Annotated in this window: 20 protein-coding genes and 1 tRNA gene; 17 read left to right on the top strand and 4 right to left on the bottom strand. The window is 43.6% G+C overall.

What is annotated here, in order from left to right; translation table 11 throughout:
* Positions 1-37: 37 nt before the first annotated feature.
* From rarD (CIK80_RS03430) to CIK80_RS03410, 5 genes are all read left to right on the top strand, one after another.
* A complete protein-coding gene (gene rarD / locus CIK80_RS03430) occupies positions 38-1,102 on the top strand; it encodes an EamA family transporter RarD (RefSeq protein ID WP_095568877.1) in 1,065 nt (354 codons plus the stop codon).
* A gap of 244 nt (positions 1,103-1,346) precedes the next feature.
* On the top strand, positions 1,347-2,417 hold the full coding sequence (gene rarD / locus CIK80_RS03425) for an EamA family transporter RarD (RefSeq protein ID WP_095568876.1): 1,071 nt from the start codon (positions 1,347-1,349) through the stop codon (positions 2,415-2,417).
* Positions 2,418-2,602: 185 nt separating this feature from the next.
* Positions 2,603-3,271: a glutathione S-transferase gene (locus tag CIK80_RS03420; RefSeq protein ID WP_062844104.1), complete on the top strand. Its 669-nt coding sequence runs from the start codon at positions 2,603-2,605 to the stop codon at positions 3,269-3,271.
* 68 nt (positions 3,272-3,339) lie between these two features.
* On the top strand, positions 3,340-3,588 hold the full coding sequence (locus CIK80_RS03415) for a hypothetical protein (RefSeq protein WP_095568875.1): 249 nt from the start codon (positions 3,340-3,342) through the stop codon (positions 3,586-3,588).
* Positions 3,589-3,632: 44 nt separating this feature from the next.
* Positions 3,633-4,736, top strand: a complete 1,104-nt coding sequence (locus CIK80_RS03410; protein ID WP_095568874.1) for a ribonuclease Z — start codon at positions 3,633-3,635, stop codon at positions 4,734-4,736.
* A 1-nt stretch (position 4,737) separates the two neighbouring features.
* On the opposite strand, the gene CIK80_RS03405 is transcribed toward CIK80_RS03410, so the two are convergent.
* The gene (locus tag CIK80_RS03405) at positions 4,738-5,703 is read right to left on the bottom strand and encodes an ATP-binding protein (RefSeq protein WP_095568873.1); all 966 of its coding nucleotides are present in this window, start codon (positions 5,701-5,703) and stop codon (positions 4,738-4,740) included.
* A gap of 81 nt (positions 5,704-5,784) precedes the next feature.
* Here CIK80_RS03405 and CIK80_RS03400 point away from each other — a divergent pair, with 81 nt between their 5' ends.
* Positions 5,785-6,810 carry a protein kinase gene (locus tag CIK80_RS03400; RefSeq protein WP_257011674.1) on the top strand — a complete coding sequence of 342 codons (1,026 nt, stop codon included), beginning with the start codon at positions 5,785-5,787 and terminating at the stop codon, positions 6,808-6,810.
* 81 nt (positions 6,811-6,891) lie between these two features.
* Here CIK80_RS03400 and CIK80_RS03395 read toward each other — a convergent pair.
* The 3 genes from CIK80_RS03395 to CIK80_RS03385 form a co-directional block, all read right to left on the bottom strand.
* Positions 6,892-6,976: transfer RNA gene (locus CIK80_RS03395), tRNA-Leu, on the bottom strand.
* A gap of 240 nt (positions 6,977-7,216) precedes the next feature.
* Positions 7,217-9,055 carry a sigma 54-interacting transcriptional regulator gene (locus tag CIK80_RS03390; RefSeq protein WP_095568872.1) on the bottom strand — a complete coding sequence of 613 codons (1,839 nt, stop codon included), beginning with the start codon at positions 9,053-9,055 and terminating at the stop codon, positions 7,217-7,219.
* Positions 9,056-9,150: 95 nt separating this feature from the next.
* On the bottom strand, positions 9,151-10,512 hold the full coding sequence (locus tag CIK80_RS03385) for an ATP-binding protein (RefSeq protein WP_095568871.1): 1,362 nt from the start codon (positions 10,510-10,512) through the stop codon (positions 9,151-9,153).
* 148 nt (positions 10,513-10,660) lie between these two features.
* On the opposite strand from CIK80_RS03385, the gene rimO reads away from it, so the two are divergent.
* The 11 genes from rimO to lpxA all read left to right on the top strand — a co-directional run bounded on the left by rimO (position 10,661) and on the right by lpxA (position 23,989).
* A complete protein-coding gene (rimO, locus tag CIK80_RS03380) occupies positions 10,661-12,247 on the top strand; it encodes a 30S ribosomal protein S12 methylthiotransferase RimO (RefSeq protein ID WP_095568870.1) in 1,587 nt (528 codons plus the stop codon).
* 164 nt (positions 12,248-12,411) lie between these two features.
* Positions 12,412-13,137: a UMP kinase gene (pyrH, locus tag CIK80_RS03375; RefSeq protein ID WP_062844110.1), complete on the top strand. Its 726-nt coding sequence runs from the start codon at positions 12,412-12,414 to the stop codon at positions 13,135-13,137.
* A gap of 96 nt (positions 13,138-13,233) precedes the next feature.
* Positions 13,234-13,788, top strand: a complete 555-nt coding sequence (frr, locus tag CIK80_RS03370) for a ribosome recycling factor (RefSeq protein ID WP_062844111.1) — start codon at positions 13,234-13,236, stop codon at positions 13,786-13,788.
* Between the two features lie 318 nt (positions 13,789-14,106).
* Positions 14,107-14,865 carry a polyprenyl diphosphate synthase gene (gene uppS / locus CIK80_RS03365; protein WP_095568869.1) on the top strand — a complete coding sequence of 253 codons (759 nt, stop codon included), beginning with the start codon at positions 14,107-14,109 and terminating at the stop codon, positions 14,863-14,865.
* 238 nt (positions 14,866-15,103) lie between these two features.
* Positions 15,104-15,913 (top strand): phosphatidate cytidylyltransferase, encoded by an 810-nt coding sequence (locus CIK80_RS03360; RefSeq protein ID WP_095568868.1) that lies wholly within the window; start codon positions 15,104-15,106, stop codon positions 15,911-15,913.
* A 99-nt stretch (positions 15,914-16,012) separates the two neighbouring features.
* Positions 16,013-17,215, top strand: a complete 1,203-nt coding sequence (gene ispC, locus CIK80_RS03355; protein WP_179288317.1) for a 1-deoxy-D-xylulose-5-phosphate reductoisomerase — start codon at positions 16,013-16,015, stop codon at positions 17,213-17,215.
* A 33-nt stretch (positions 17,216-17,248) separates the two neighbouring features.
* On the top strand, positions 17,249-18,625 hold the full coding sequence (rseP, locus tag CIK80_RS03350; protein ID WP_062844115.1) for an RIP metalloprotease RseP: 1,377 nt from the start codon (positions 17,249-17,251) through the stop codon (positions 18,623-18,625).
* A 261-nt stretch (positions 18,626-18,886) separates the two neighbouring features.
* On the top strand, positions 18,887-21,307 hold the full coding sequence (gene bamA / locus CIK80_RS03345) for an outer membrane protein assembly factor BamA (protein ID WP_095568866.1): 2,421 nt from the start codon (positions 18,887-18,889) through the stop codon (positions 21,305-21,307).
* Positions 21,308-21,447: 140 nt separating this feature from the next.
* Positions 21,448-22,464 (top strand): UDP-3-O-(3-hydroxymyristoyl)glucosamine N-acyltransferase, encoded by a 1,017-nt coding sequence (gene lpxD / locus CIK80_RS03340; protein WP_095568865.1) that lies wholly within the window; start codon positions 21,448-21,450, stop codon positions 22,462-22,464.
* Positions 22,465-22,516: 52 nt separating this feature from the next.
* Positions 22,517-23,026 (top strand): 3-hydroxyacyl-ACP dehydratase FabZ, encoded by a 510-nt coding sequence (gene fabZ / locus CIK80_RS03335; RefSeq protein ID WP_062844118.1) that lies wholly within the window; start codon positions 22,517-22,519, stop codon positions 23,024-23,026.
* 183 nt (positions 23,027-23,209) lie between these two features.
* Positions 23,210-23,989, top strand: coding sequence for an acyl-ACP--UDP-N-acetylglucosamine O-acyltransferase (lpxA, locus tag CIK80_RS03330; RefSeq protein WP_095568864.1), 780 nt, complete (start codon positions 23,210-23,212; stop codon positions 23,987-23,989).
* The last annotated feature ends 137 nt before the right edge of the window (positions 23,990-24,126 follow it).

Raw genomic sequence — 24,126 nt, 5'->3', positions numbered from 1 at the left:
AAAATGTCCATCACGTTGTATTTTAAAGGCCATAGCTATGCTCACAACCAATCAAACCTTTCAAGGAACTGTCGCCTCGGTCTCATCGAGCGTTTTGTTTTCGATGATGTTTTTGTTTGGACTGTTTATGCTGCCCTTAACAGGTACGCAGGTGGCGTCATGGCGCGTGCTGATGATGCTGCTCAGTTTGGTCATATTGCTTAGCTTAACCAAACAGTGGCAGCATGTTTTTGATTATATAAAAACGCTAAAGACAGCAAAAGAATGGCTCATATTCATGTTACCTGCACCAATTTTAGGTGGGCAAATTTGGTTATTTATGTGGGCACCCGTGAATGGCTTTGGTCTTGATGTCACTTTGGGATATTTTCTGTTGCCACTCATGATGATAGTGATCGGTCGCTTTTTTTATCAAGAGTATATGAGCGCGCTGCAGTGGATAGCGGCGCTCTGTGCAGCATTAGGCATTGGTTACGATATTATTCAATATGGATCGGTATCTTGGGTAACATTGTTTGTGTGCTTGGGGTATCCGCCTTATTATCTCTTGCGGCGCACACTTTCTGTACCACCCATTACTGGTCTGCTGTTTGATTTGACATTACTGACGCCAGTGGTACTGGTTATGCTTTATATGAGTGGTGGTTTTAGTGTGGCGGCACAAAACATGAAGTTTTGGTACCTACTACCACTGCTTGGCGCTTTTAGTGCGCTTGCCATGTCTCTGACAATGATGGCGAGTAATAAGCTGCCTGTTTCATTATTTGGGGCGCTAAGCTACATAGAGCCGATGCTGCTATTTGTGTTCTCTATTACTATCCTGAGTCAAAGTCTTGATGAAGGTGGATCGCTCTTTATGTATGGCATGATTACGCTCGCGCTTTTGGTGATGATAATTGATAGTGTGATAGGATATCTGGTTCGTCGCCGTGACAACCATTTACATGGCTATAGAGAGCCACAAGTAGGCGGATTTCCGCCGCGTCGTCACTATATCAATCAGCGTATCGATGGTGCACTAAAAGCGCATCGTTTTCGCAAAATTCGTCGTTATCGAAAGAAGATAAATAAGATACAGCAAAAACTGGATAATTCTTTTTAAAATAAGTACTTAGGTGTATTAAATTTACTCAAGGTAGAAGTTAACACACTAGATGAACAGGGGCATTGCTTATCTATGCTGACTTTGACATAATGCCGCCCATGATGTAAGCACAATACATTACAAGCGTTGATTTTAGATGGCGCGACGACCTTATATGCAAAAGCCTCAGACGTTCTCGTCTGAGGCTTTTGTTTTTTTTTAAATTGCCAAGGATGTGCCCCAATCTCTAAAGGCTGTTGTGATGCTGACTACTAACCAAACCTCGCAGGGTACAATCACTGCTGTGGCTGCAAACTTTTTATACTCTTTGCTGTTCCTATTTGGTTTGCTGCTGCAACCGTTATCAGGTACGCAAGTGGCTTCTTGGCGCGTACTGACGATGTTTTCTAGTTTGGTACTACTAGTCAGTGTGCTCAAACAGTGGCAGCATATTTTTGATTATTTAAAAACATTGAAGGGCACAAAAGAGTGGTTGTTATTTATATTACCAACCCCAATTTTGGGCGCACAAATTTGGATATTTATGTGGGCACCCGTCAATGGCTTGGGGCTTGAGGTGACACTGGGTTACTTTTTATATCCGATGATCATGATCGTCGTTGGTCGGTTTTTTTATAATGAAGATATGAGCTTACTTCAATGGGCGGCTATTATATGTGCAGGTTTCGGTATTGCTTATGATATTTTCCAATATGGCGCGATCTCTTGGGCGACTTTATTTGTCTGTCTGGGTTATCCGCCTTACTATCTACTGCGTCGCAAGCTGGCAGTGCCGCCAATCACAGGCTTGATTTCTGATCTTGTGTTGCTATTACCCGTTGTCTTGATTGCGCTGTATTTTAATGGTGGTTTCGAAGTTGCGATCGCAAGCGACAAGCTTTGGTATCTACTGCCATTATTGGGCATTATCAGTACCGCTGCGATGTCCTTAACCATGGTGGCAAGCCAAAAGTTACCAGTCTCACTATTTGGGACTTTGTGCTACCTTGAACCGATATTTTTATTTATATTTTCGATTGCGATTTTGGATCGTAATTTACATGATGGTGGATCTATGCTGATGTATAGCATGATCTTTATTGCACTGCTTATTATGATTGCTGATAGCGCCCTTGGCTATCTGGCGCGCAAACGTGATGACCGCTTACATGGTTACAATGAGCCACAAGTGGGCAGCTTTCCGCCGCGTCGTCGTCTCAAAAACCGCCGTATCAAAGGCGTGCTAATCGCGCACCGATTCCGCAAAATAAAAAAATATCAGCAAAAAATAGACAAAATGACCCGTAAAATTGAAGCGTTACATTTAGAATAATACGGAGTAGATAGCGTCATAAAGTTGACTTAGTAGACATAATTTTTCGTGATGGGTCTACATAGCGCCTATGTTAAAGGTGAATCAATTACGCTATTATCGATATCAATGTTGTCATGCGTAATAGAATATGTGGCACCATCTATGGATCTTGTTATTTACTTATACTACAACTAGGACGGTCTATGTTAAATCTGCATCATTTAAACAACTCGCGCTCATTTCGTATTTTATGGTTATTAGAAGAGCTTGAGCTTGATTATAAATTAACCAGCTATGAGCGCACCAAATCTTATCTGGCACCTGAAAGCTTAAAAAAAGTTCATCCGCTTGGTCATACTCCAGTCCTTGAAGTGGATGGTCGCGCGCTGGCTGAGTCAGGTTTTATCATTGAATATCTGCTCAGACATTATGACACCGACCATCAGTTCAAACCTACTGATGACAATGAAACGGCGTGGGAAAACTATACTTTTTGGCTACACTTTGCTGAAGCTTCTGCGATGCCGCCTTTGGTCATGCGTTTGGTATTTAGCAAAGTGGTTGAGAGATCACCAATGCTCATCAAACCAATCAGTAAAGGTATTCGCAAACAGGTAGAAGATGGCATGATCGATAACAACATCATGAACAACTTAAACTTGATGGAGCAGCATCTACAAAACAACCATTGGTTTGCTGGTGAAGCGTTTAGTGCCGCTGATATTCAAATGTATATCGTCGTTGCAGCGTCTAACGCGCGCGCAGGGATGGACAGAGTCAGATTTGCCAATCTACTAAACTGGCTTAAGCGTTGCCAAGAACGTCCAGCCTTCAAGCGTGCTGAAGAAAAAGGCGGCACACCGAAGTTTTAAAGATATAATATGCTATTGTGAGCGTTTTTGATTCTTATTTAACCATAGCATATAAAGAAGGTAGTACCATGAGCGACCAGAATAAACTGGCTAAAGATACAGTAAATGCCGATGAGAGTGATATTCGTCGTCAAGAAATTCGTGAGCAGCAAGTCTCCATTAAATCATGGACGCAAAAGATATTGGTTGTGCTGCTGTGTCTTGCCAGCTTTTATGGCGGCTGGAAGTCTTATGAGTCCAATATGGTCAGCGAGTGCCGAGCCAGTGGTGGGCAGATGGTAGAAAATCAAAAAACCATGCTATGTCAATTGTCGTAGTGAATGGCTAAATAGATGATTGCTATCAGTCAGAGAAGCTACCAATGCTCAAGTTGACCTTTCTTGGCACATCAGCTGGTGTGCCTACCAAGCAGCGTAATGTGACGGCGCTTGCGATTGAATGCTTGAATCCCTACGCATTAAGTGCAAATCAACAAAATAGTAAGTCGCACCCATGGCTGTTGATCGATTGCGGCGAGGGCACACAGCAGCAACTGTTACATACTAAGCTGTCTTTGCATCAGTTGACTGCTATTTGCATCACCCATGTGCATGGGGATCATTGCTATGGGTTGCCTGGATTGCTCGCCAGTGCGGCCATGTCTGGACGTCGCCAGCCATTAACTTTGATTGCACCAAAAGCCGTTGCCACACTTTTAGATGCCATCGTATTGACCACTGAGCTATATTTGCCTTTTACGATTGACTTTATAGCAGTTGAAGACATAGTAGAGGGGCAAGTGGGCAAAGTGGACATTGCCTTAAATGAGCAGCATCAGCTAACGATCGACATCACACCTCTCTCGCATCGAGTGTCTTCGCATGGTTTTGGTATCACACAGAATATTAGTCGCCATACATTGAATACCGCTAAACTCATCGCAGCCGGCATACCTGCCAGTCATTTGTGGGGCAGCTTACAGCAAGGTCAAGATGTGGTGACTGACGAAGGTCAGCAACTGAATTCGACAGACTATGTCAATCATGAGACGCAGCGCACACGTATCATAGTGGCTGGAGATAACGACACGCCAGAGTGCCTAAGTGCAGCGGTGGTCGATACAGATTTATTGGTCCATGAAGCCACTTACACCACCGATGTGTTAACTAAAATCCAAGCCAAAAATCCAGACTTCGATCCGATGCATAGTAGTGCGCGGCTAGTGGGTGAGTTTGCGCACAATAGCGGTATCCAAAACCTAATTTTGACACATTTTAGCGCCCGTTATCAGAGCTTTGAAAATCCGAATAGTAGCACACCAAATATGGCACACATCCGAGCGGATGCGCAAAGTGGTTATCAAGGTAATCTTTGGCTGGCAGCCGATTTTGCTCAGTATATAGTCAATGGTGCCAGTGATTTGACCAATAATCAAAAACACGATCGCGTACAGTATCTAGGCTCTGCACGCGATCATGAAAAATGATTTAACGCTTACTGTCTTCGATAGCCAGCTGTGTCTTACCACTCCAATAGCGACTGAATTGATAAGCCACTCGTCCTGAGCGCCCGCCGCGTTCGGATGCCCAACGTAGCGAATCTGTTCTAATTGCGTCAGGCAAACTGCCATCTTCTGAGCTAACTTCAAGAGTCGTATCGGTATTAGCCAAGATTTTCTGTTGCTCTAAAATCAGATAATGCTGAATAATTTGTAGATAGGTTTGCTGATCCATGGGGTGAAAGGTGAGCGACAAACCGAATCGATCGGATAAAGACACAGTTTCATCAATGGTCTCATAAGGATTGACTTCATCTGTCTGACCATTGTAAATATCAAGATTGTCTTTCATCATCTGCGGTAATAGACGACGGCGATTACTAGTGGCGTAGACCAGTAGCTTGTCTTGTTCAGAATCCAGCGCACCATCGAGTACGCTTTTTAGAGCGCGATAACTTTCATCTTGACCATTGAATGCCAAATCATCGCAGTACACTATGTAACGGCAACCGCAGTCTACGGGTAACGCCTTAATGGCCGCGCGTATTTTGTCTAATACTTGCAAATCATCACGCGCAATCTCAATAATGCGCAGCCCTTCACTATGATAAGCTTGTAATAAAGCCCGAATCAATGAAGATTTACCTGCACCGCGTGTCCCTGTCATCAACACATGATTGGCGGGATAGCCTTTTAAGAACTGACGTGTGTTTTGTATGAGCTTTGACTTTTGTCTCTCGATACCTTGCAAGTCGTCTAAACTCAAAAACAGATTGACTGCCAAGGGTGATAGATGACCATTTTCACCGCCGATCCAGCGATAGGCCAGCTGCTCAGGATCAATTTTGATCGTTGGCGTGACCTGCTCTTGTAAGTATTGAGTCAGCAAATCCAGTATTGGCGTGGGTAAGGCATAATGAGTAGTAGGTTTAGACGAGTGGGTAGGTTGCGACATAATAGCTCTAACTGTTGAGGTGGGATTTGAGAGGTGTCATCGTGGTTTTTTCAGGACGTCACTGTATGATAAGAGTTTGCCATGAAAAACCAGACCATGCAAAATAGTGCCAGTAATCGGCTGATTATACAAGCTTTGCAAACGCAAGCTCAGCAGCTATTGCCGCTTATTACTCAAGCACTGTCTGCACTACAATATAGCGAAATAGTGCATCAGCGTATTGCTCAGCAAAACGCTCTGAAAACACGAGGTGCTGAAACAAAAACCACAGCAACAAGTTGTTATCAAGGTTTGACACGCGCAAAGCACCCGCAATTTGGTAGCGTTATGATTAAGTGGCAGCTAAATGCTTTTGAAAATCATGATTTATCCGGTTTGACTCATGAGTATGATGTGCTGAAGTCTTTGAACGCATTATTACAAAATCAGAGTGCCCAAAAAGCTTTTGTTCCTTCTGTACTTACTTGTGAAAAAATGAGCATTCAGGCAATGGGGCAGAGTCAGCAATTAATGGCACTTGTCATGCCTTATTATTCAAATGGTAATTTAGCAAAGCAGCTTACTAGTCAAAACGGTCCTTTATTAACAGATAATCACAAGCATCATTTCATTAAACAAGCCGCTTATCTTGTAGCCAAGTTACATCATGCTGGCTGGCTACACAATGATATTAAACCCAGTAATATTTTGCTTAATGCCGCTGTAGAAAATGGTGGTCATAATCGTAGCAAAATGCTTGATCTAGTCATGATTGATTTTGCGTTAGCAGAGACGATGCATCAATCTATTAACTCAAATTCTGCTGGGACGCCTGCCTATCTGGCACCTGAGCGCTGGCAGGGACAGAGAGCAACGATACAAAGTGATATTTACGCGTTTGGCATTATGATGGTTGAGATATTAACGGGCGAGCGACCGTTTAAGATTGCTGCTGAAAGTCATGATCCTATGATTGATTGGGCGACTCAGCATTGCCAAACCCCCATTCCAAGATTGCCGTTATCATATAGTGGTTATCAATTTATAATAGACAGGGTATTAGCAAAGCGGATAGAGAAGCGGTACCAGAGTATGGGCGAAATACTGTTAGATTTAGAGAAAGTGTGAACCTACGATTAAAACTCAGACACAAAAAAACCTGCTAAAAAGCAGGCTTTAATATTTGGTCTAAGATGTACTATCCGAAAATGGTGGGGCTGGAGAGACTCGAACTCTCACACCTTGCGGCGCCAGAACCTAAATCTGGTGCGTCTACCAATTCCGCCACAGCCCCATTTTCGTTACTCTATCATCAAAAGCGGTTAAATTCAAACGCTATCTAGACAGTTAACTGATTCGGTAGTGCGTCTCAGTGGTTGGCTATTATATAGAGTTTGAATTTTTGGTCAACCCCTATTTTCGATTATTTTTAATTATTTGACGAATATTTTTCAAAGATTTTATAAATAATTGATAATAAAAACATTTTTATTTGAAGGTTTTGCTGCTTAAATATCTATCTATTTGGTTTCTGCTATGACGGAATATCTAATTGCTGTAATTTGCGTGTCAGCGTATTACGTCCCCAGCCAAGTAGGTTAGCAGCGGCTATCTTTTTACCGCCACTATGTTTAAGAGCTGCCGTCAGTAGGATGCGTTCAAATTCAGGCGTTGCCGTTTGCAAAATATCAGTTTCGCCTTCTTGTAGTGATTGCTCAGCCCAAATAGCCAAGGCTTCCTGCCAGTTCTGGCTCTCAAATCCCTCATGCAGAATATCAGCTCCAGCATGGTGGTGCTGGTCTTGTATGGTTTCTTGTGCAGAGGCAGACAGTTGCCTTAGTTGAGGCTTCACTGGGTTATGCTCAAGCAGTTCTGGCGGCAAATCATCAACCATGACTGTGTCACCAGTTGCCATGACGGTGAGCCACAAGCAAACGTTTTCAAGTTGGCGCACATTGCCGCGCCATTCAAAAGACTGCATTATCTGCATCGTTGCAGGATGCAGTTGCTTTGGAGTCGTATTCATCTGCTCAGCCGCGCGCTGCATAAAATAGGTGGCTAGGGCAGGGATGTCTTCGCGCCGTGTGCGCAGAGGCGGTAGTGGCAGGCGAATGACGTTTAGGCGATAAAACAGATCCTCACGGAATCGACCCAGTTTGACCAATTCTTCTAGATTTTGATGGGTAGCAGCGATGATGCGCACATCTACTTTGACCGGCTGCTGTCCGCCCACTCGATAAAACTCTCCGTTTGCCAATACTCGTAGTAGACGCGTTTGCGTGCTAAACGGCATATCTCCAATTTCATCTAAAAACAACGTCCCTCCATTTGCTTGCTCAAAACGACCTTGGCGCGTTGTGGTGGCTCCTGTAAACGCCCCTTTTTCATGACCGAATAACTCTGACTCAATCAGATCATGCGGAATGGCTGCCATATTAAGAGCGATAAAAGGTTGTTGTTTACGAGGTGAATGCTGATGCAAGGCACTGGCAACCAATTCTTTACCTGTCCCTGACTCTCCTGTAATTAAAACGGTAATGGGTGAGTGCGCCAGTCTACCAATGGCACGAAACACGGTTTGCATGGCTTGTGATTGCCCAATGATTCCGCTGGGGTTGCTCTGTGCCTGAGGTTGGGCTTGGGGTGCGAGTTGAGTATCAGTTTTTATCTCAGGTTCACTATGTGCAGATGGATGCGTTTTACTCACAGGACGAGTGGTGCTAATAGGTTTCGTTGTTGCCTCTGATACGGCTGCTTTATTGGATGCATTATCAGGAGTGGCATCGATATCAGATCCAGTGACATTGGGATTCGTCGCCCTGTTAGGCTGATAGTTGATGGCTTTATAAATCGTTGCGACTGCATCATCTAAGTCAAATGGCTTAGGAAGGTATTCAAATGCGCCTGTCTGATAGCTGTTGATTGCAGAAGTTAGGTCTGAATGCGCTGTCATAATGACGATGGGAAGCTTGGGAAAGTTCCGGTGTACCCAATCACTAAATGACAAGCCATCCATCATCGGCATGCGGATATCTGTCAATATCACGTCTGGCAATGGCTCGGCTGACTCTGGCTGCTGCAAGATATCATTAAGGCGTGTCCACGCTGCTTGCGCCTGTGTAAAGCTAATAACCGTCAATCCTGCGTCTTCAAAAGTATCCGCCAATATCAAACGTAGGGCAGCATCATCGTCAATAAGCCATAAAGTGGCAGAGTGATTGTCTGCATGGTTGTTGACGGTGACTTTTGCGGTTTGGTCATTGACCTGTTGAGTATTTAACGCTTGACTGTCTTGAGCTTGCCGATCAAAAGTCTGATCGCTTGATGAGTCGTTATCGCTTTTAGGGTTACGCGTGTTGTTATAGTCAGTCATGTATCAGGCCTAATGAGCAATGAGTTGATTCAGGTTTATGATTGAGTGGTGAGACAATGATTTAAGGTTTAACGCCACTTAAACTTTAACATTATTTACGTCTCAACGATTGGTCGATTAAACGGTAGATAAAGCGTAAAGCGGGTTTGGCCTTGGCTATTATTGAGACGGCCATGAGAATTTTTTGCTTGTGTGGAGCTGACATCAATCATACCATGATGATGGCTGATAATATCTTGCACAATGGACAATCCAAGTCCAGTTCCTGCTGCCCGGCTGGTCACCATTGGAAAAAATATTTGTCCGATGAGCGCAGGATCAATCCCTGAGCCATTATCGGTGATGTTAACTTGCAGTACTTGTTTATGCTGCTGCCCACTGATGGTGTGTTGAAACGCCACGCGGGTTTGAATATGCAACGTCGGTTGGTAGTCACCATTGCTATCTTTATGCGCCTGTGAAGTCGCAGATTGAGCATCGGACAACTCTTTTTGTTGCAATGTTTGGGCAAACTCTGTCATAGATTCGCAAGCATTATTGATCAGATTTAAGAATACTTGAATCAGCTGGTCTTTATCAGCCTGCAACTCTGGTAATGATAAGTCGTAATCACGCTGTAATGTGACTTCTGGATATTGATTAAGCACCAAGGTTATGACGTGTTCCAATGGCTCATGAATATTCAGCACTTGCCAATTGGGCAGCTGATTCGAGCCAAGAAATTGCCCAATAAGATGGGTCAAACGATCCGTTTCCGAAATGATGATATCAGTATAATTACGGAGTTTTTCCGCAGTTTTTTGTAGATTGAGATTGGGGGTCAATACGGGCATCGACTGATCAGCAGTATCAGATGATTGAGAATCGAAGGTGGCGGTGTCACTAAAGGTGATGAATTTTCGCTGGAGTAATTGCGCCGCACCGCGAATACCAGCAAGGGGATTTTTGATTTCATGTGCAACCGAGCGTAGCATATTTCGAGCGACGCTATATTGTTGCTGCTGGCGTTGTTCTTCTGAGATACGGCTTTGACGATCCTTGCCCCACATCTCAATGATAAAATAATGCTGTTGTTCATAAATCACAGGCGTCACGCTATAGTCGACTGACAACGGAAAATTACCATTTAAAGAAGTATTGATAATGTGATCGTGATCGATAAAGGGTTGCTGATAGTGCTTGGCCTGCGTAAAACGCTCGGTCAAAGAGCAAGTGGGTTCAGCTTCTTTATCTTCAATTGACGTATGATCTTTTGACGTTGATTTCTCTGTGACCAGTAATGTCAATATGGACTGATTGAGCAATCTGCCACTACTGATCGCAAGCAACTGTTCAGCTTGCGCATTCAACCAAATAATAGACATCGCATCATTGACCCATAAAATAGACGTAAACAAATGCTGTGATAAAAACGCTAAGTCAGGTGTCAGTTTTGTCGGGGTCAAATGACTTGTCATAGATAATGCCTAATAAAATGATGCATAAGTGAAAAAGTGCTTGATATAATATTTAACCACAAATCAACAGTATAGAGCGGCAAAACTGGCGGTTTTTGTAAAAAAAACGTACAATGCGCACAGCCAATTATCTCTAGCAAGGTCAGCCATGTCCAAAACTTCTACCGAGTCGGTAAATACGACTACGATCACCTCACCGTCAGCGTCTACTGCTCCTAATAATACAGCCACTATATTTAATCCTGCTAAGCCTGCAATGGTAAAAGAGCAAGGGTCGTCAGACAGTAGCCAGCCTTACCACCATAAAGCCAATCACAATCAAAACCGTAGTATCGTGCAAAGCAGTGATGCTGCTTCAACGGCAGCAACTTCTACTGCGCCAGTGAGCACAGCACCAAAGATTGGGTTTGTATCGCTAGGTTGTCCAAAGGCACTGGTAGACAGTGAGCGCATTATTACGGAACTTAGCCGCGATGGTTACCAAGTCGCAAGCGACTATGACGGTGCAGATTTAGTCGTGGTCAATACTTGTGGCTTTATCGAATCAGCAGTACAAGAATCACTTGACGCCATTGGTGAAGCCATTAGCAAAAACGGTAAAGTCATCGTTACAGGTTGTCTTGGCAAAGAAGCAGAAAAAATCCGTGAAATGCATCCAGCCGTGCTCGCTGTGACGGGTGCTCATGCTTATGATGAAGTCATTACCGCGGTGGCGCAGCACGTGCCTAGACCCAATCGTAATATGGATGCCAACTACGATCCAAAAATAGATTTGATCAATGAGGCAGGCATAAAATTGACGCCAAGTCATTACGCCTACCTAAAAATCTCTGAAGGATGTAACCACCGTTGTACCTTCTGTATCATTCCAAGCTTACGCGGTGATTTGGTCTCGCGTCCGATTGACAATGTCATGAATGAGGCGATGGCACTGAAAAAGGCGGGCGTGAAAGAATTGTTGATTATTTCGCAAGATACCTCTGCCTATGGTCTTGACTTAAAGTATAAGACCAGCTTTTGGAATGGTATGCCCCTAAAATCTAAGTTTTATGACTTGTGCCAAGCATTAAACGACTTAGGGATTTGGGTGCGCCTGCATTACGTCTATCCTTATCCCCACGTAGACAAAGTCGTCGAGCTGATGGGCGAAAAAAAGCTGTTGCCGTATTTGGATATTCCTTTCCAGCATGCCAGCCACAGTATCCTAAAAGCCATGAAGCGCCCTGCACATAGCGAAAACACGTTGGCACGCATCAAAGCATGGCGTGAGATTTGCCCAGATATCGTGATTCGTTCAACCTTTGTCGTCGGCTTCCCTGGTGAAACAGAAGAAGATTTTCAGTGTTTGCTCGATTGGCTAGTTGAAGCGCGCCTTGATCGCGTTGGGGCATTTACTTACTCAGAAGTTGAAGGCGCGGTCGCCAACGATTTGCCAAATCATGTACCTGAAGCGGTTAAGCAATCTCGTTATGAGCGCTTGATGGCACTACAGCAAGAGATATCGGCACAAAAGCTACAAGAAAAAGTTGGCAAGACCTTGATGGTATTGGTTGACGAGATTGATAGCGACGAAAATATCGCGATTTGTCGCAGTTACGCTGATGCGCCAGAGATTGATGGTCATGTCTATGTTGACGAAATTACCGATCAGGTAAAAGTGGGTCAATTCTTAACGGTCACTATTGATGATGCAAGCGAATATGACTTATTTGCCAGTTATCAAGGTGAACACTGACGATAATATGCGAGTGAAAATTGCCCAAGAGCGGGCAGTTTTTGCTACAATTAGCGCAATTTAGCCTGCTTCATACGCCGCCAGCCTGTATGGCGCTGCAGGCATACGCTATTTGTATTTTACCCATGATTGTAATTATAATTTAATACTAACAAGGTGACCTCATGTCTGACAAAAATCCACGTTACTCCCGTATCTTGTTGAAACTCTCTGGTGAAGCTTTGGCCGGCAGTAAAGACATGGGTATTGATACCGAAGTACTTGATAAAATGAGTTTGTCTATTGCCCACTTGCGCGGCCTTGGCGTGCAAGTCGGTATCGTCGTTGGTGGTGGTAACTTATATCGCGGCGCACAGTTGCAAAAAGAAGGCTTGGTTGGCCGTGTCACAGGTGATCAGATGGGTATGCTGGCGACAGTCATGAACGGACTTGCCATGCGTGATGCGCTTGAGCGTCGCAATATCAAGACGCGTTTGATGTCAGCACTGCCAATTGGTGAGGTGACAGAAAGCTATAGCAGTCGTAATGCGATTCGCTACCTCAAAAACGGCGAAGTTTGCATTTTTGTGGCAGGCACAGGCAACCCGTTTTTTACCACTGATACCGCCGCTTGCTTGCGCGGCATCGAAATTGAAGCGGGTCTTATTTTAAAAGCCACCAAAGTGGACGGCGTTTATGACAAAGACCCAAGCCTACATGCCGATGCCAAAAAATACGATGGCTTAACGTTCGATGAAGTGTTAGAGCAAAAACTGGGTGTGATGGATTTAACTGCCATTGCATTATGCCGTGAGCACAATGTACCTCTACAAGTTTTTGATATGAATAAGCCCAATGCTTTATTGAATGTCATTATGGGCGAAAATGAAGGCACGCGCGTTTATCATTAATACGAGTGATGACTCTTGTTGTAGTAAATACCCTAATAACTTTTTATAACTAACAATAATGAATGATTTGTCGGTAGCGATAAATAAGGATACATAATGATTAAAGAGATTAAGCAAGACGGCGAAGCGCGCATGCAAAAAACGCTAGAAGCGCTTGAGAGTACCTTTAGTAAAGTGCGTACTGGCCGTGCACATCCAGGTATGTTGTCTGGTGTGATGGTCAGTTACTATGGCTCACCTACGCCATTGAACCAAGTTGCTAGCGTAAACGTAGAAGATTCGCGCACGCTATTGGTTCAGCCATTTGACCGTACTATGGTACAAGCGGTAGACAAAGCCATTCGTGAAGCAGATCTGGGTTTGAATCCAATGACAGCTGATGTGATTCGTGTGCCAATGCCAGCGTTGACAGAAGACACGCGCCGCGACATGCAAAAACTTGCCCGCGGGGAAGCTGAGAGCAGCCGCGTTTCTATTCGTAATATTCGCCGTGATATGATGAATGACATCAAAGAATTGGCGAAAGAAAAAGAAATCTCAGAAGACGACGAGCGCCGCGCCAGTGATGATATTCAGAAAATTACTGACAAGTATATCGACACTATCGATAGCCGTCTGAGCAAAAAAGAAAGTGATTTGATGGAAGTCTAAAACTGGTCAGCCTATTATTTATGGCATAACCAGTTGAATTATATTTTGACAGTTTAAGCAGCCAATGTGCGAGTGCTATTGGCTGCTTATTATTATGTCGATTGGCAGGATGTTTTTATAGCAATATGGTTTTTTGGTCTTACTCAGCGCATGAGCATATGTGTTTTTGAATATTTGGCCCATCATATCTTATCGATAATAAATGTATATGGTCTGATAATGTATTTATGATAAGTTCATGAATTGTCTGTATGACGCTTTTGAACTGCGCAAGTCCACGTTATTATTATCTCACCTTAACAATAAGCAAGTTTTCTTATGTCCACTTCAGTTTTTTTGGCTCCTGACATTCTTCCACGCCATATCGCCATTATCATGGATGGTAATAATCGTTATGGAAAAGCCAATGACTTGGCAAAGGGGCAAGGACATGTGGCTGGCAAAGATGCCTTAGATCCTATTGTTGAGTATTGTGTCGAAACAGGTATTGAGGTATTGACCGTATTTGCCTTTTCTAGTGAAAACTGGCAACGCCCGCCTAGCGAGGTGGCGTTACTCATGCAGCTCTTATCATCAACCATCTATGAGCAAATACCGCGTATGAATGAGTACCGTATTCGCTTGCGTTTTATTGGTGATCGCAGCCAGCTCAGCGACAGTTTGCAAGCATTGATGGCAGATGCGGAAGAAAAAACAGCAGATTTTGAAGCCATGACCTTGGTCATTGCCATCAGTTATGGTGGACAGTGGGATATTGCAAATGCTGCAAAACAGCTAGCTAAGCAAGTCCAAACAGGACAATTACAGGCGGAAGAAGTGAGCAAAGAGCTGCTGGGTGAGTACGTGCAGTTGGCAGATGCGCCAGCAGTAGACATGTTGATACGTACAGGCGGTGAGTATCGAATCTCCAATTTTTTATTGTGGCAATCTGCTTATGCAGAGCTATTTTTTACTCAAACGTTGTGGCCAAATTTTGGTGCGGAGGAGTTGTCTACTATGGTAACCGAATTCGCTCAGCGTCAACGCCGCTTTGGTAAAACCAGCGAACAAATAGTGATAGAGCAGCAGTCTCGTTAATGTGGTGACGGTTTTGAGGGTTTCTAAGTGCTTTTATAAGTAAGTACTTTTATAAATAAGCATCTTATAAATAAGTCTTTTACAAAGCCAATATGCTACTAGTAGTTAATAAGCTGTGTTTGTGAAATAATCAATACTCTCATTAGGGTCAATTGCTATTAAAAGATGATTATAGATTGACAGCTATATAAAGCACTTTTTGTTCATGCGTTTTTTATTATTATAAGGCTCAATAAGTATGTGGCAACGAATTAAAACGGCAATTATTCTCGTTATTATCGTTGGTATTGCAATGTTTGCGAGCCAAACTCCTATTTTATTTGCACCGCTATTAGCCATTGGCGTCATTATCGCCGCTCACGAGTGGACAAAGCTGATGCCAGCATGGCGTCAACCGCCAGTTTTTGTATTGTTGGTACTGATACTGACATCGGTATCTTTGCTTTTTAAAGTGACTTGGTTGTTTTGGTGGATTGCTGCCATCGCGATATGGCTAATGGCCCTGTCTTGGGTAAATGCCTTTCCCACACATACCAACTGGTATGGCAAAAAGCTGGCATTAATGGGCGCTGTAATATTGACGGCATCCATCACAGCCATGTTTTATTTATGGCAGCTGTCAGCATGGTGGCTGTTATACGTGTTTTTATTGGTATGGTGTGCTGATAGTGGTGCGTATTTTGTTGGCCGTAAGTTTGGCCGCCGAAAAATGGCCCCAAATGTCTCACCCAATAAAAGTATGGAAGGCCTTGCAGGCGGTTTAGTGACGGGTTTGTTAGTCGTTGTCGTCATTAGTATTTTTAAGCTGCATCTGACAGGTGTGCCTTTGGTTGCTTTTGTGCTACTGTCGGCGCTAACCATTTTGGCCTCAGTGCTTGGCGATCTGTTTGAGTCAATGCTTAAGCGTCGTGCGAAAGTAAAAGATTCAGGAACCATACTACCTGGGCATGGCGGTGTGCTTGATCGCATCGATTCGTTATTGTCTGCTACCCCAATATTTGCGCTTGGTTTTTGGGTGATACAATATTTCGGTTTGATGGTTGTGTAACGTTAAAAAGTCCTTATATTAGTCTGTTTTATTTTTACTGTATCACTTACATTCGTACTCTTTATATTCTTTACTTTATATATATAGGCACCATTGGTTATGACGCAACGCATCGCCGTATTAGGCGCGACAGGTTCGATTGGCGATAGTACGCTAGCAATCTTAGCCGCGCAGCCACAGCATTATGAGGTCTATGCGTTATCAGGTCATCACCGTTTAGACAAATTATTTACGCTCTGCCAGCAGTTTTTACCAAAGCGTGTCAGTGTACCTCTGACAGCGGTGGATGATTTTGCCAATCGTCTCAGTATGGCAGGCTTAAACATCGATGTGGTAGGCGGCGAGGCGGGGCTGGTAGATATTGCTAAAGACTCCCAGACCGATACAGTGGTAGCAGCCATTGTGGGCGCAGCAGGCCTTCCTTCTACCTTAGCTGCTGCCCGTGCAGGCAAACGTATCTTGCTGGCCAACAAAGAAGCTTTGGTTATGGCAGGTCAATTGATGATCGACGCGGTCAAAGCAAACAATGCGACTTTGCTACCACTCGATTCTGAACACAATGCTATTTTCCAATGTTTGCCGCTTGCTATTCAACAAGACAATACCCAAATCCACCAAAAAGACCACGGGGTGCGCAAGCTTTGGTTAACGGCATCTGGTGGGCCATTTTTGCAGCAATCATTTGAGCAAATGCAACAGGCAAGCGTTGCTGAAGCTGTCAAACACCCAAACTGGTCAATGGGTCAAAAGATATCGGTTGATTCTGCCACGATGATGAACAAAGGCTTGGAGTTGATTGAGGCGTGTCATCTATTTAATCTGCCTGAAGATAAGATAAATGTGGTGATTCATCCACAAAGTATCATTCACTCAATGGTAGAATACAGCGATGGCAGCTTCTTAGCCCAGCTTGGCAGTCCAGACATGAAGACACCAATCGCGCATGCGCTCAGCTATCCCAAGCGGATGGATAGTGGCTCGCAGCCCTTGGATTTGTACGCACTAAGCGGATTAGAATTTATTGAACCTGACTTACAAAAATTCGCCTGTTTGCGCCTTGCACGCCAAGCCATGCAAGCAGGAACACACGCAACGATTGTACTGAATGCGGCCAATGAGATAGCAGTGGCTGCATTTTTGAATGGACAGATTCGCTTAACAGATATTGCTGATATCAATGAGCAAGCCCTAACTAACACTCAAGTGCCATTATTAAATGATAGTGCTGACATAGAAGACATATTGGCAATTGATAAAATAACGCGTCATCATACCGATAGACTTATCAAGAGTCTGACATAATCATCTCATGAGCCATTTAACAGAGAAAAGAGCATGACATTTTTATTAACGCTACTAGCGGCAATATTTGTCTTGGGCCCACTTATTGCTTTACATGAGTGGGGTCACTATATCGTGGCGCGTCTTTGCGGTGTAAAGGTGCTGACGTATTCTATCGGCTTTGGACCCAAGCTCTTTGGTTGGACCAGTAAGAAAAGTGGTATTGATTATCGTATCTCAGCACTACCACTTGGTGGCTATGTCAAAATGCTTGATGAGCGTGAAGGGAATGTCGCAGAACATGAGCAGCATTTGGCTTTTAATCGCCAGCATCCGCTAAAAAAAATTGCGATTACTGCAGCGGGTCCTCTCATGAACTTTATCATTGCAATCGCGCTTTTTTGGGTGTTATTTATGACGCCATCAGAGCAGCTTGCGACGAGAATTGGACAAGTCTTACCTGATACACCCGCTGCCATCGCACAGCTTCCCGTTGGTGATAAAATTGTCGCCATTGATGGCCATGAAGTGCAGACATGGGAAGGTATTAACTATCGTCTCGCAGATCGTATGGGTGAGACAGACAAGGTGAGTGTTACTTTGCAGTCAGACGCACAAGTCGATAGCCCAACCAAAACATATCAAGCGCCCGTACAAAAGTTTATGCAAGGGGCGGCACAAGGTAAAGATGCCTTGAGCAGCTTTGGTATGTTACCGTGGCAACCCAATATCGCACCAATCGTTGGTAACTTGACGCCCGACGGCGCTGCCAGTCGTCAAGGTTTGCAAAAAGGTGATCGCATTACAGCTATCAATGATGAACCAATCAAAGACTGGATTAGTGCGACTCGTATTATTCGTGATAGTCCAGAGAAGTTGCTTAATTTCACGGTATTGCGTGATGATAAGTCGGTTCAATTACAGATTATGCCGCAAGGTAAAAAAGACAATTTAGGTAACGATTATGGGCAGATTGGTGCTATGGTGGAGCAATCTGAGATTGTTATTCCTGATGCTTATAAGACGACCGTGGTATATGGTCCTGGTGAGTCACTGATCAAGTCTTTTGAAAAGACTGAGCAATTGGCTGTCATGACAGTAAGCTCGATGGGTAAAATGCTGTCAGGTATGATTGGGTTAGACAACTTATCAGGCCCAATTACCATTGCCAAAGTCGCCAAACAAAGCTTTGATATTAGTTGGGAGATGGTGTTATCCACTGCAGCCTTGATCAGTTTGAGCCTTGCTGTATTGAATCTTTTACCCATTCCGGTGTTAGATGGCGGTCATATCGTCTATCATTTTATTGAGCTGATACGCGGTAAGCCACTTTCAGAAGGGGTACAAATGGTAGGATTAAATATTGGCTTACTCTTGCTGGCAGGTTTCATGGTGTTAGCAATTGGTAATGATATCAGTCGTCTGTTTTAAACAATTATTCTTCTATACCCTTGATCAGAGGAGATATAATAATGGCTTTACCTCAATTGTGTTGTCATTATTCATGTGACAGGTAAGTGGCTTTATATCAGGACCTCTGTACTAATCGTAATTTTTAGTTTATTTTGTGATGCATTTTATATAAAGTGTTCTGAGTCTCCCATGTATCGTTCGAATTTGACATGTGATGGACTGGACAACAGGCGCTTTTTAACTTAACTTAAGCAAGTTTTTTATTGACGGATAGTGTTTATGCGTACGCCTTTATTTATGAGCGCGGCAGGGTTGCCGTTAGTTGTAGCGATGATGAGCATGCCTGCACAGGCTGCCGAGTTTGTAGTAACTGACATCGGTTTTAATGGTCTGCAACGCTTAACCCCAGATAGCCTCTATCCGGTCCTACCCATTTCGGTAGGGGATACGGTTAATGACAGTAGTTTGGCGGCGAGTATTAAGGCGCTATATGCGACCGAAAACTTTGCCGATATTCAAAGCCGTGTGGAAGGGGGACAGCTACGATTTGACGTTGTTGAGCGTCCAACCATTGCTGAGGTAAATTTTGAAGGTAATAAGCTCATTCCAAAAGAAGGACTTCAGCAAGGTCTAGACAATGCTGGCTTGGCTACTGGTAAAGTGCTAAAACAAGCCACTTTGCAAGGCGTTGCTAATGAGCTGCAGCAGCAGTATATAAGCCAAGGTTATTACAACAGTAATATCGAGGTTGACCAAACCCTACTTGATGGCAATCGAGTAAAGCTTGATGTGCGCTTCATTGAAGGCAAGCCTGCTAAAGTGGTCGATATCAACGTTATTGGTAACAAGCATTTTAGTGACGAAGAAATCAAAGATGTCTTCGCCGTAAAAGAGTCTTCTTGGACACGTCTGCTGTCTAAATCTGATCGTTATGCGAAAGAAAAACTGGCAGCCAGTTTAGAAAATCTAAAGGCGCTGTATCAAAATGACGGTTACGTACGTTTTGCAGTAGACAATGCTGTCCTCAATATCAGTGAAGACAAAAAAAATGTCTTCATCGAAGTCAGTTTGAGTGAAGGCGAGCAGTACCAATTTGGTGAAACAAACTTCTTAGGCAAACCAACATTTGATACAAATGAGCTAAAAGATTTGGTTACTTTTGCCCCTAATGAGAAGTACTCACAAGCCAAGTTGGATGAGACGACCGCAGCACTTAAGAGTCGTTACGGTAACGAAGGCTATTACTTAGCTCAGGTCAGACCTGTGCCACGTATCAATGATGATACTAAAGTGGTTGATGTCGATTACTTTATCGATCCTGCGCGTCCGATTTATGTTCGCCGTATTAATTTTACAGGCAATATCAAAACTCAAGATGAAGTGCTGCGCCGTGAGATGCGTCAATTAGAAGGCGCGTTGGCGTCTAATGACAAAATACAATTGTCACGTACTCGTTTGATGCGCACAGGTTTCTTTAAAGCTGTCAATGTTGATGTAAAACCAGTACCTAACCAGCCAGATCAAGTTGATGTTAGCTACACTGTTGAAGAACAACCTTCTGGCAGCTCGACGATTGCAGCTGGTTACTCACAAAGTGGTGGTGTTACATTCCAGTTGGATTTGACCCAGAATAACTTTATGGGTACAGGTAACCGTGTTAAAGCCGCACTATCACGTTCAGAGACGCGTGACTCTTATAGCTTGGGCTATACCGACCCATATTTCACCGAAAATGGTGTATCACAAGGTTTAAGTGCTTATTATCGTGAGACTAAATTCGATGATAGAAACGTCAGTAATTATGTGACTGATTCTTACGGCGCTACCTTGAATTATAGCTATCCTGTTGACGAGACCAAGCGTGTGAGCGCAGGTATCAATGTCGATAATACCTCAATACGTGGTGGTCGTTTCCTTGGTGTATCAAACGTACAGCAAATCATCGATGATGGCGGTTCATTTGAAGATTTCACAGGGGATTTTGAGGGACGTACTGGCTTCAAAAATGATTACCAGACCTACAACTTGTTACTAGGGTGGGATTACAGTACTTTAGATCGCCCTGTTTTCCCGACTAAAGGGATGAGTCATACGGTAGATGCAACGGTTGGCTTGGGTGACTCCAGTTATCAAAAGCTTATTTATCAAGGTAATGTGTACTATCCAATTTACAAAGATTGGGTTGCTCGCGGTTATACCAAGTTAGGTTATGGTAATGATTTGCCATTCTACGAAAACTTCTATGCTGGGGGCTATGGCTCAGTACGTGGTTATGAAGCCTCAACGCTTGGGCCAAAATCACAAACGTATTTTGATGCCATTAATGACCCCGCCAACCAAACTTTTTCAGCAGAAGAAGTTGGGGGTAACGCATTGGTTAGCTTCGGTAGTGAGCTGATTTTACCGATGCCGTTCAAAGGCGACTGGGCAGACCAAGTACGTCCAGTACTGTTTGCTGAAGGTGGTCAGGTATTTGATACCACTGATAAAGAAGATCGTACTTTTGTTAATCCTAATACAGGGGTTGATACCGAAGTACCGCTATTGACACAAGACAATAGCATGCGCTTTAGTGCTGGTGCAGGGGTGACTTGGTATACGCCAATTGGCCCGATTTCACTCAGCTATGCAGTGCCTATCGGTGATAAAGACGGCGATGAGACTGAAAAAGTTCAGTTCCAAATTGGTAATACTTTCTAATTTGCTATCCTTGTCTATGCTGGTTTGATAAACAATATAGAAAATTTAAAAGAGCGAAGCCTCAGTTAAATATAAATAGATCGCCAAGATGATTTTTCAGCTTGGCGATTGCCATATTCATAATAATATTAATAGCAACTATGATAACGATTGAGCAACTTATCACTCGAATTGAGCAGCGTCAGCCTATTATTAATAAAGCTGACATTGATGCTGAGCAATTACATCAAGAATTTGATAGTGTTGGTAGTTTAACCACTGCAACTCATAAACAATTGAGTTTTTTAGCAGATCCTAACTACATTTCGAGTTTAGCGAGTAGTCAAGCCGGTGCAGTATTAATTACTGCCGAATATTTTGACCAAGTGCCACAGACAGCAGTAGCGCTGGTCGTGGCGAATCCATATTTAGCCTATGCTGGTGCCAGTCAGCTATTTGCTCGTGAGTCACTGTTTAAAGGTATTCACCCGAGTGCGGTGATTTCTGAAAGTGCAGTGATTGGTGAGCAAGTCAATATTGGCGCTTTTTGCGTGATTGGCGACAATGTACACATTGGTGCACACAGCTCAATTGATGCTCATGTGGTGGTTGAAGCCAATACTGAGATCGGTCACAATTGTGTTATTAAGTCTCACGTGGTCATTGGGCACGATAGCATTATTGGAAATCATGTAAGGATACACGCGAACGCAAGTATCGGATCCGAAGGGTTTGGCTTTGCACCTACTAGAAATCCTAGTACTACGGGCTGGGAGCGTATCGCTCAGCTAGGGCGAGTAGTAATTGGCGACCATGTGCGTATTGGTAGCCAAACTTGTATCGACCGCGGAGCTATCGACGATACAATCGTTGGCAGTTATGTGGTTATCGATAATTTGGTGCAAGTTGGTCATAACGTTCGTATTGGGGATGGTACCGCTATCGCTGCCAAAACGGGTATTGCTGGCAGTGTTATTATAGGCAAACGTTGTATTATTGGTGGGGATGTTGGTATTACTGGTCATATTGAGATTGTAGATGATGTTATTTTATCTGGCATGACAATGGTCACCAAATCGATTAAAAAGTCCGGTTCATATTCTTCTGGAACGGTCGCAATGCCGACGGCTGAGTGGCGACGTGCCGCAGTACGTTTCCGCAAGCTTGGTCGTGATTAGCAAAAACACAAATATGTCTTAAAGATTTAAAACACTGCAAGGAAATGCCATTATGAGCAGCACTGATACAGATAGTTCAATTGATAATAATGTGAAAAGTTTGGCTGAGCAAGGTCTCACGCTGCCATTAACTTATCACACTCTAAAGCATTACTTGCCGCATCGTTATCCTTTTTTATTGGTGGACAGAATTATTGATTGTACCCCTGGAGAAAGCATTACTGGTATTAAGAATGTGACGATCAACGAAGAGTTTTTTAATGGCCACTTCCCTGATGAGCCAATTATGCCAGGCGTATTGATGGTTGAGTCGATGGCTCAGGTATCGGGCGTGCTTGGATTTATCAGTGCAGGGCTGACATCAGAAGATGGGTATTTGTATCTGTTTGCAGGCGTGGATAAGGTTCGTTTTAAACGTCGAGTGATCCCTGGTGATCAGCTGACCATTCGTGCCACATCAGTGATGCAAAAGCGTGGTATTTATAAGTTCGATTGTACCGTTCATGTTGAAGATGAGCTGGCGGCTAGCGCGCAGATAATGATTGCACGTCAAGAGCAATAGCACTTATTGCTATCTATCTACAATTGGCAACAGTGTCTAAAAAACCACATCAAAATAGATAATAGGCATCGTTATTTACTATGATGTTTTATAGTCATGATACTTTTGTTTTGGCGCACCAAGCCAGACTTGTTATATTCGCTTTACTATTTATTCGCATAAAATGATACAAAGGGCCACATTATGAGTCAGATTCATCCAACAGCACTCATCTCACCATCCGCTCAAATCGATGAGACTGCTATCATTGGTCCGTATTGTATCGTCGGTGATGAGGTAACGATTGGTGCCCATACAGTTTTGCATCGGCATGTGGTTGTGACCAAGCTAACTCGTATTGGCCAGCACAATCAGTTTTATCAATTTGCAAGTATTGGTGAAGACCCACAAGACCTGAAATATGCAGGTGAGCGCACATGGCTTGAGATTGGCGATCACAATACTATTCGCGAGGCTTGTAGCTTACACCGTGGTACAGCGCAAGACAGTGAGCTTACCAAAATCGGCAGTCATAATCTGTTGATGGTAAATACGCACGTGGCTCACGACTGTGTGATTGGCGATCATAATGTGCTGGCTAATAACGTTGGGGTGGCAGGGCATGTGACCATTGGCGACCATACCATTATTGGTGGTAATTCAGGTATTCATCAGTTCTGTACGGTTGATGATTATAGCTTGATTGGGGGCGCCAGTTTGATTCTGAAAGATGTTGCAGCCTTTACAATGGTATCAGGGAATCCTGCAAAAGCACACGGTCTTAATGTCGAAGGAATGCGTCGTAAAGATTGGTCACAGGATACCATCGACGTGTTGCGTCAAGCATACCGCACAATCTTTAGATCAGGCTTGACAACCGTTCAAGCACTTGAAGTTTTGAGCAACGAACTACTACCAAAAGAGCCAAAAATTCAATTACTGATCAACTCATTAGAAAAAAGCCGCCGCGGTGTCGTACGTTAAACAGGTGATGGCTTTTTATTCAGAAATCTAGAGCGTATTACGGTTCTAATCAGCCAAAATATTATCAATCGCAGCTAAAATATCAAAAAGCCATAACCAAACGTTATGGCTTTTTATGTTTATAATTACTTGACTTT

Origin of the sequence: Psychrobacter sp. JB193 (assembly GCF_002285555.1) — a bacterium.
Lineage (GTDB): Bacteria > Pseudomonadota > Gammaproteobacteria > Pseudomonadales > Moraxellaceae > Psychrobacter > Psychrobacter alimentarius.
Note: the sequence above shows the minus strand (reverse complement) of the source record. Positions and strands in the feature narration are given on the sequence as shown.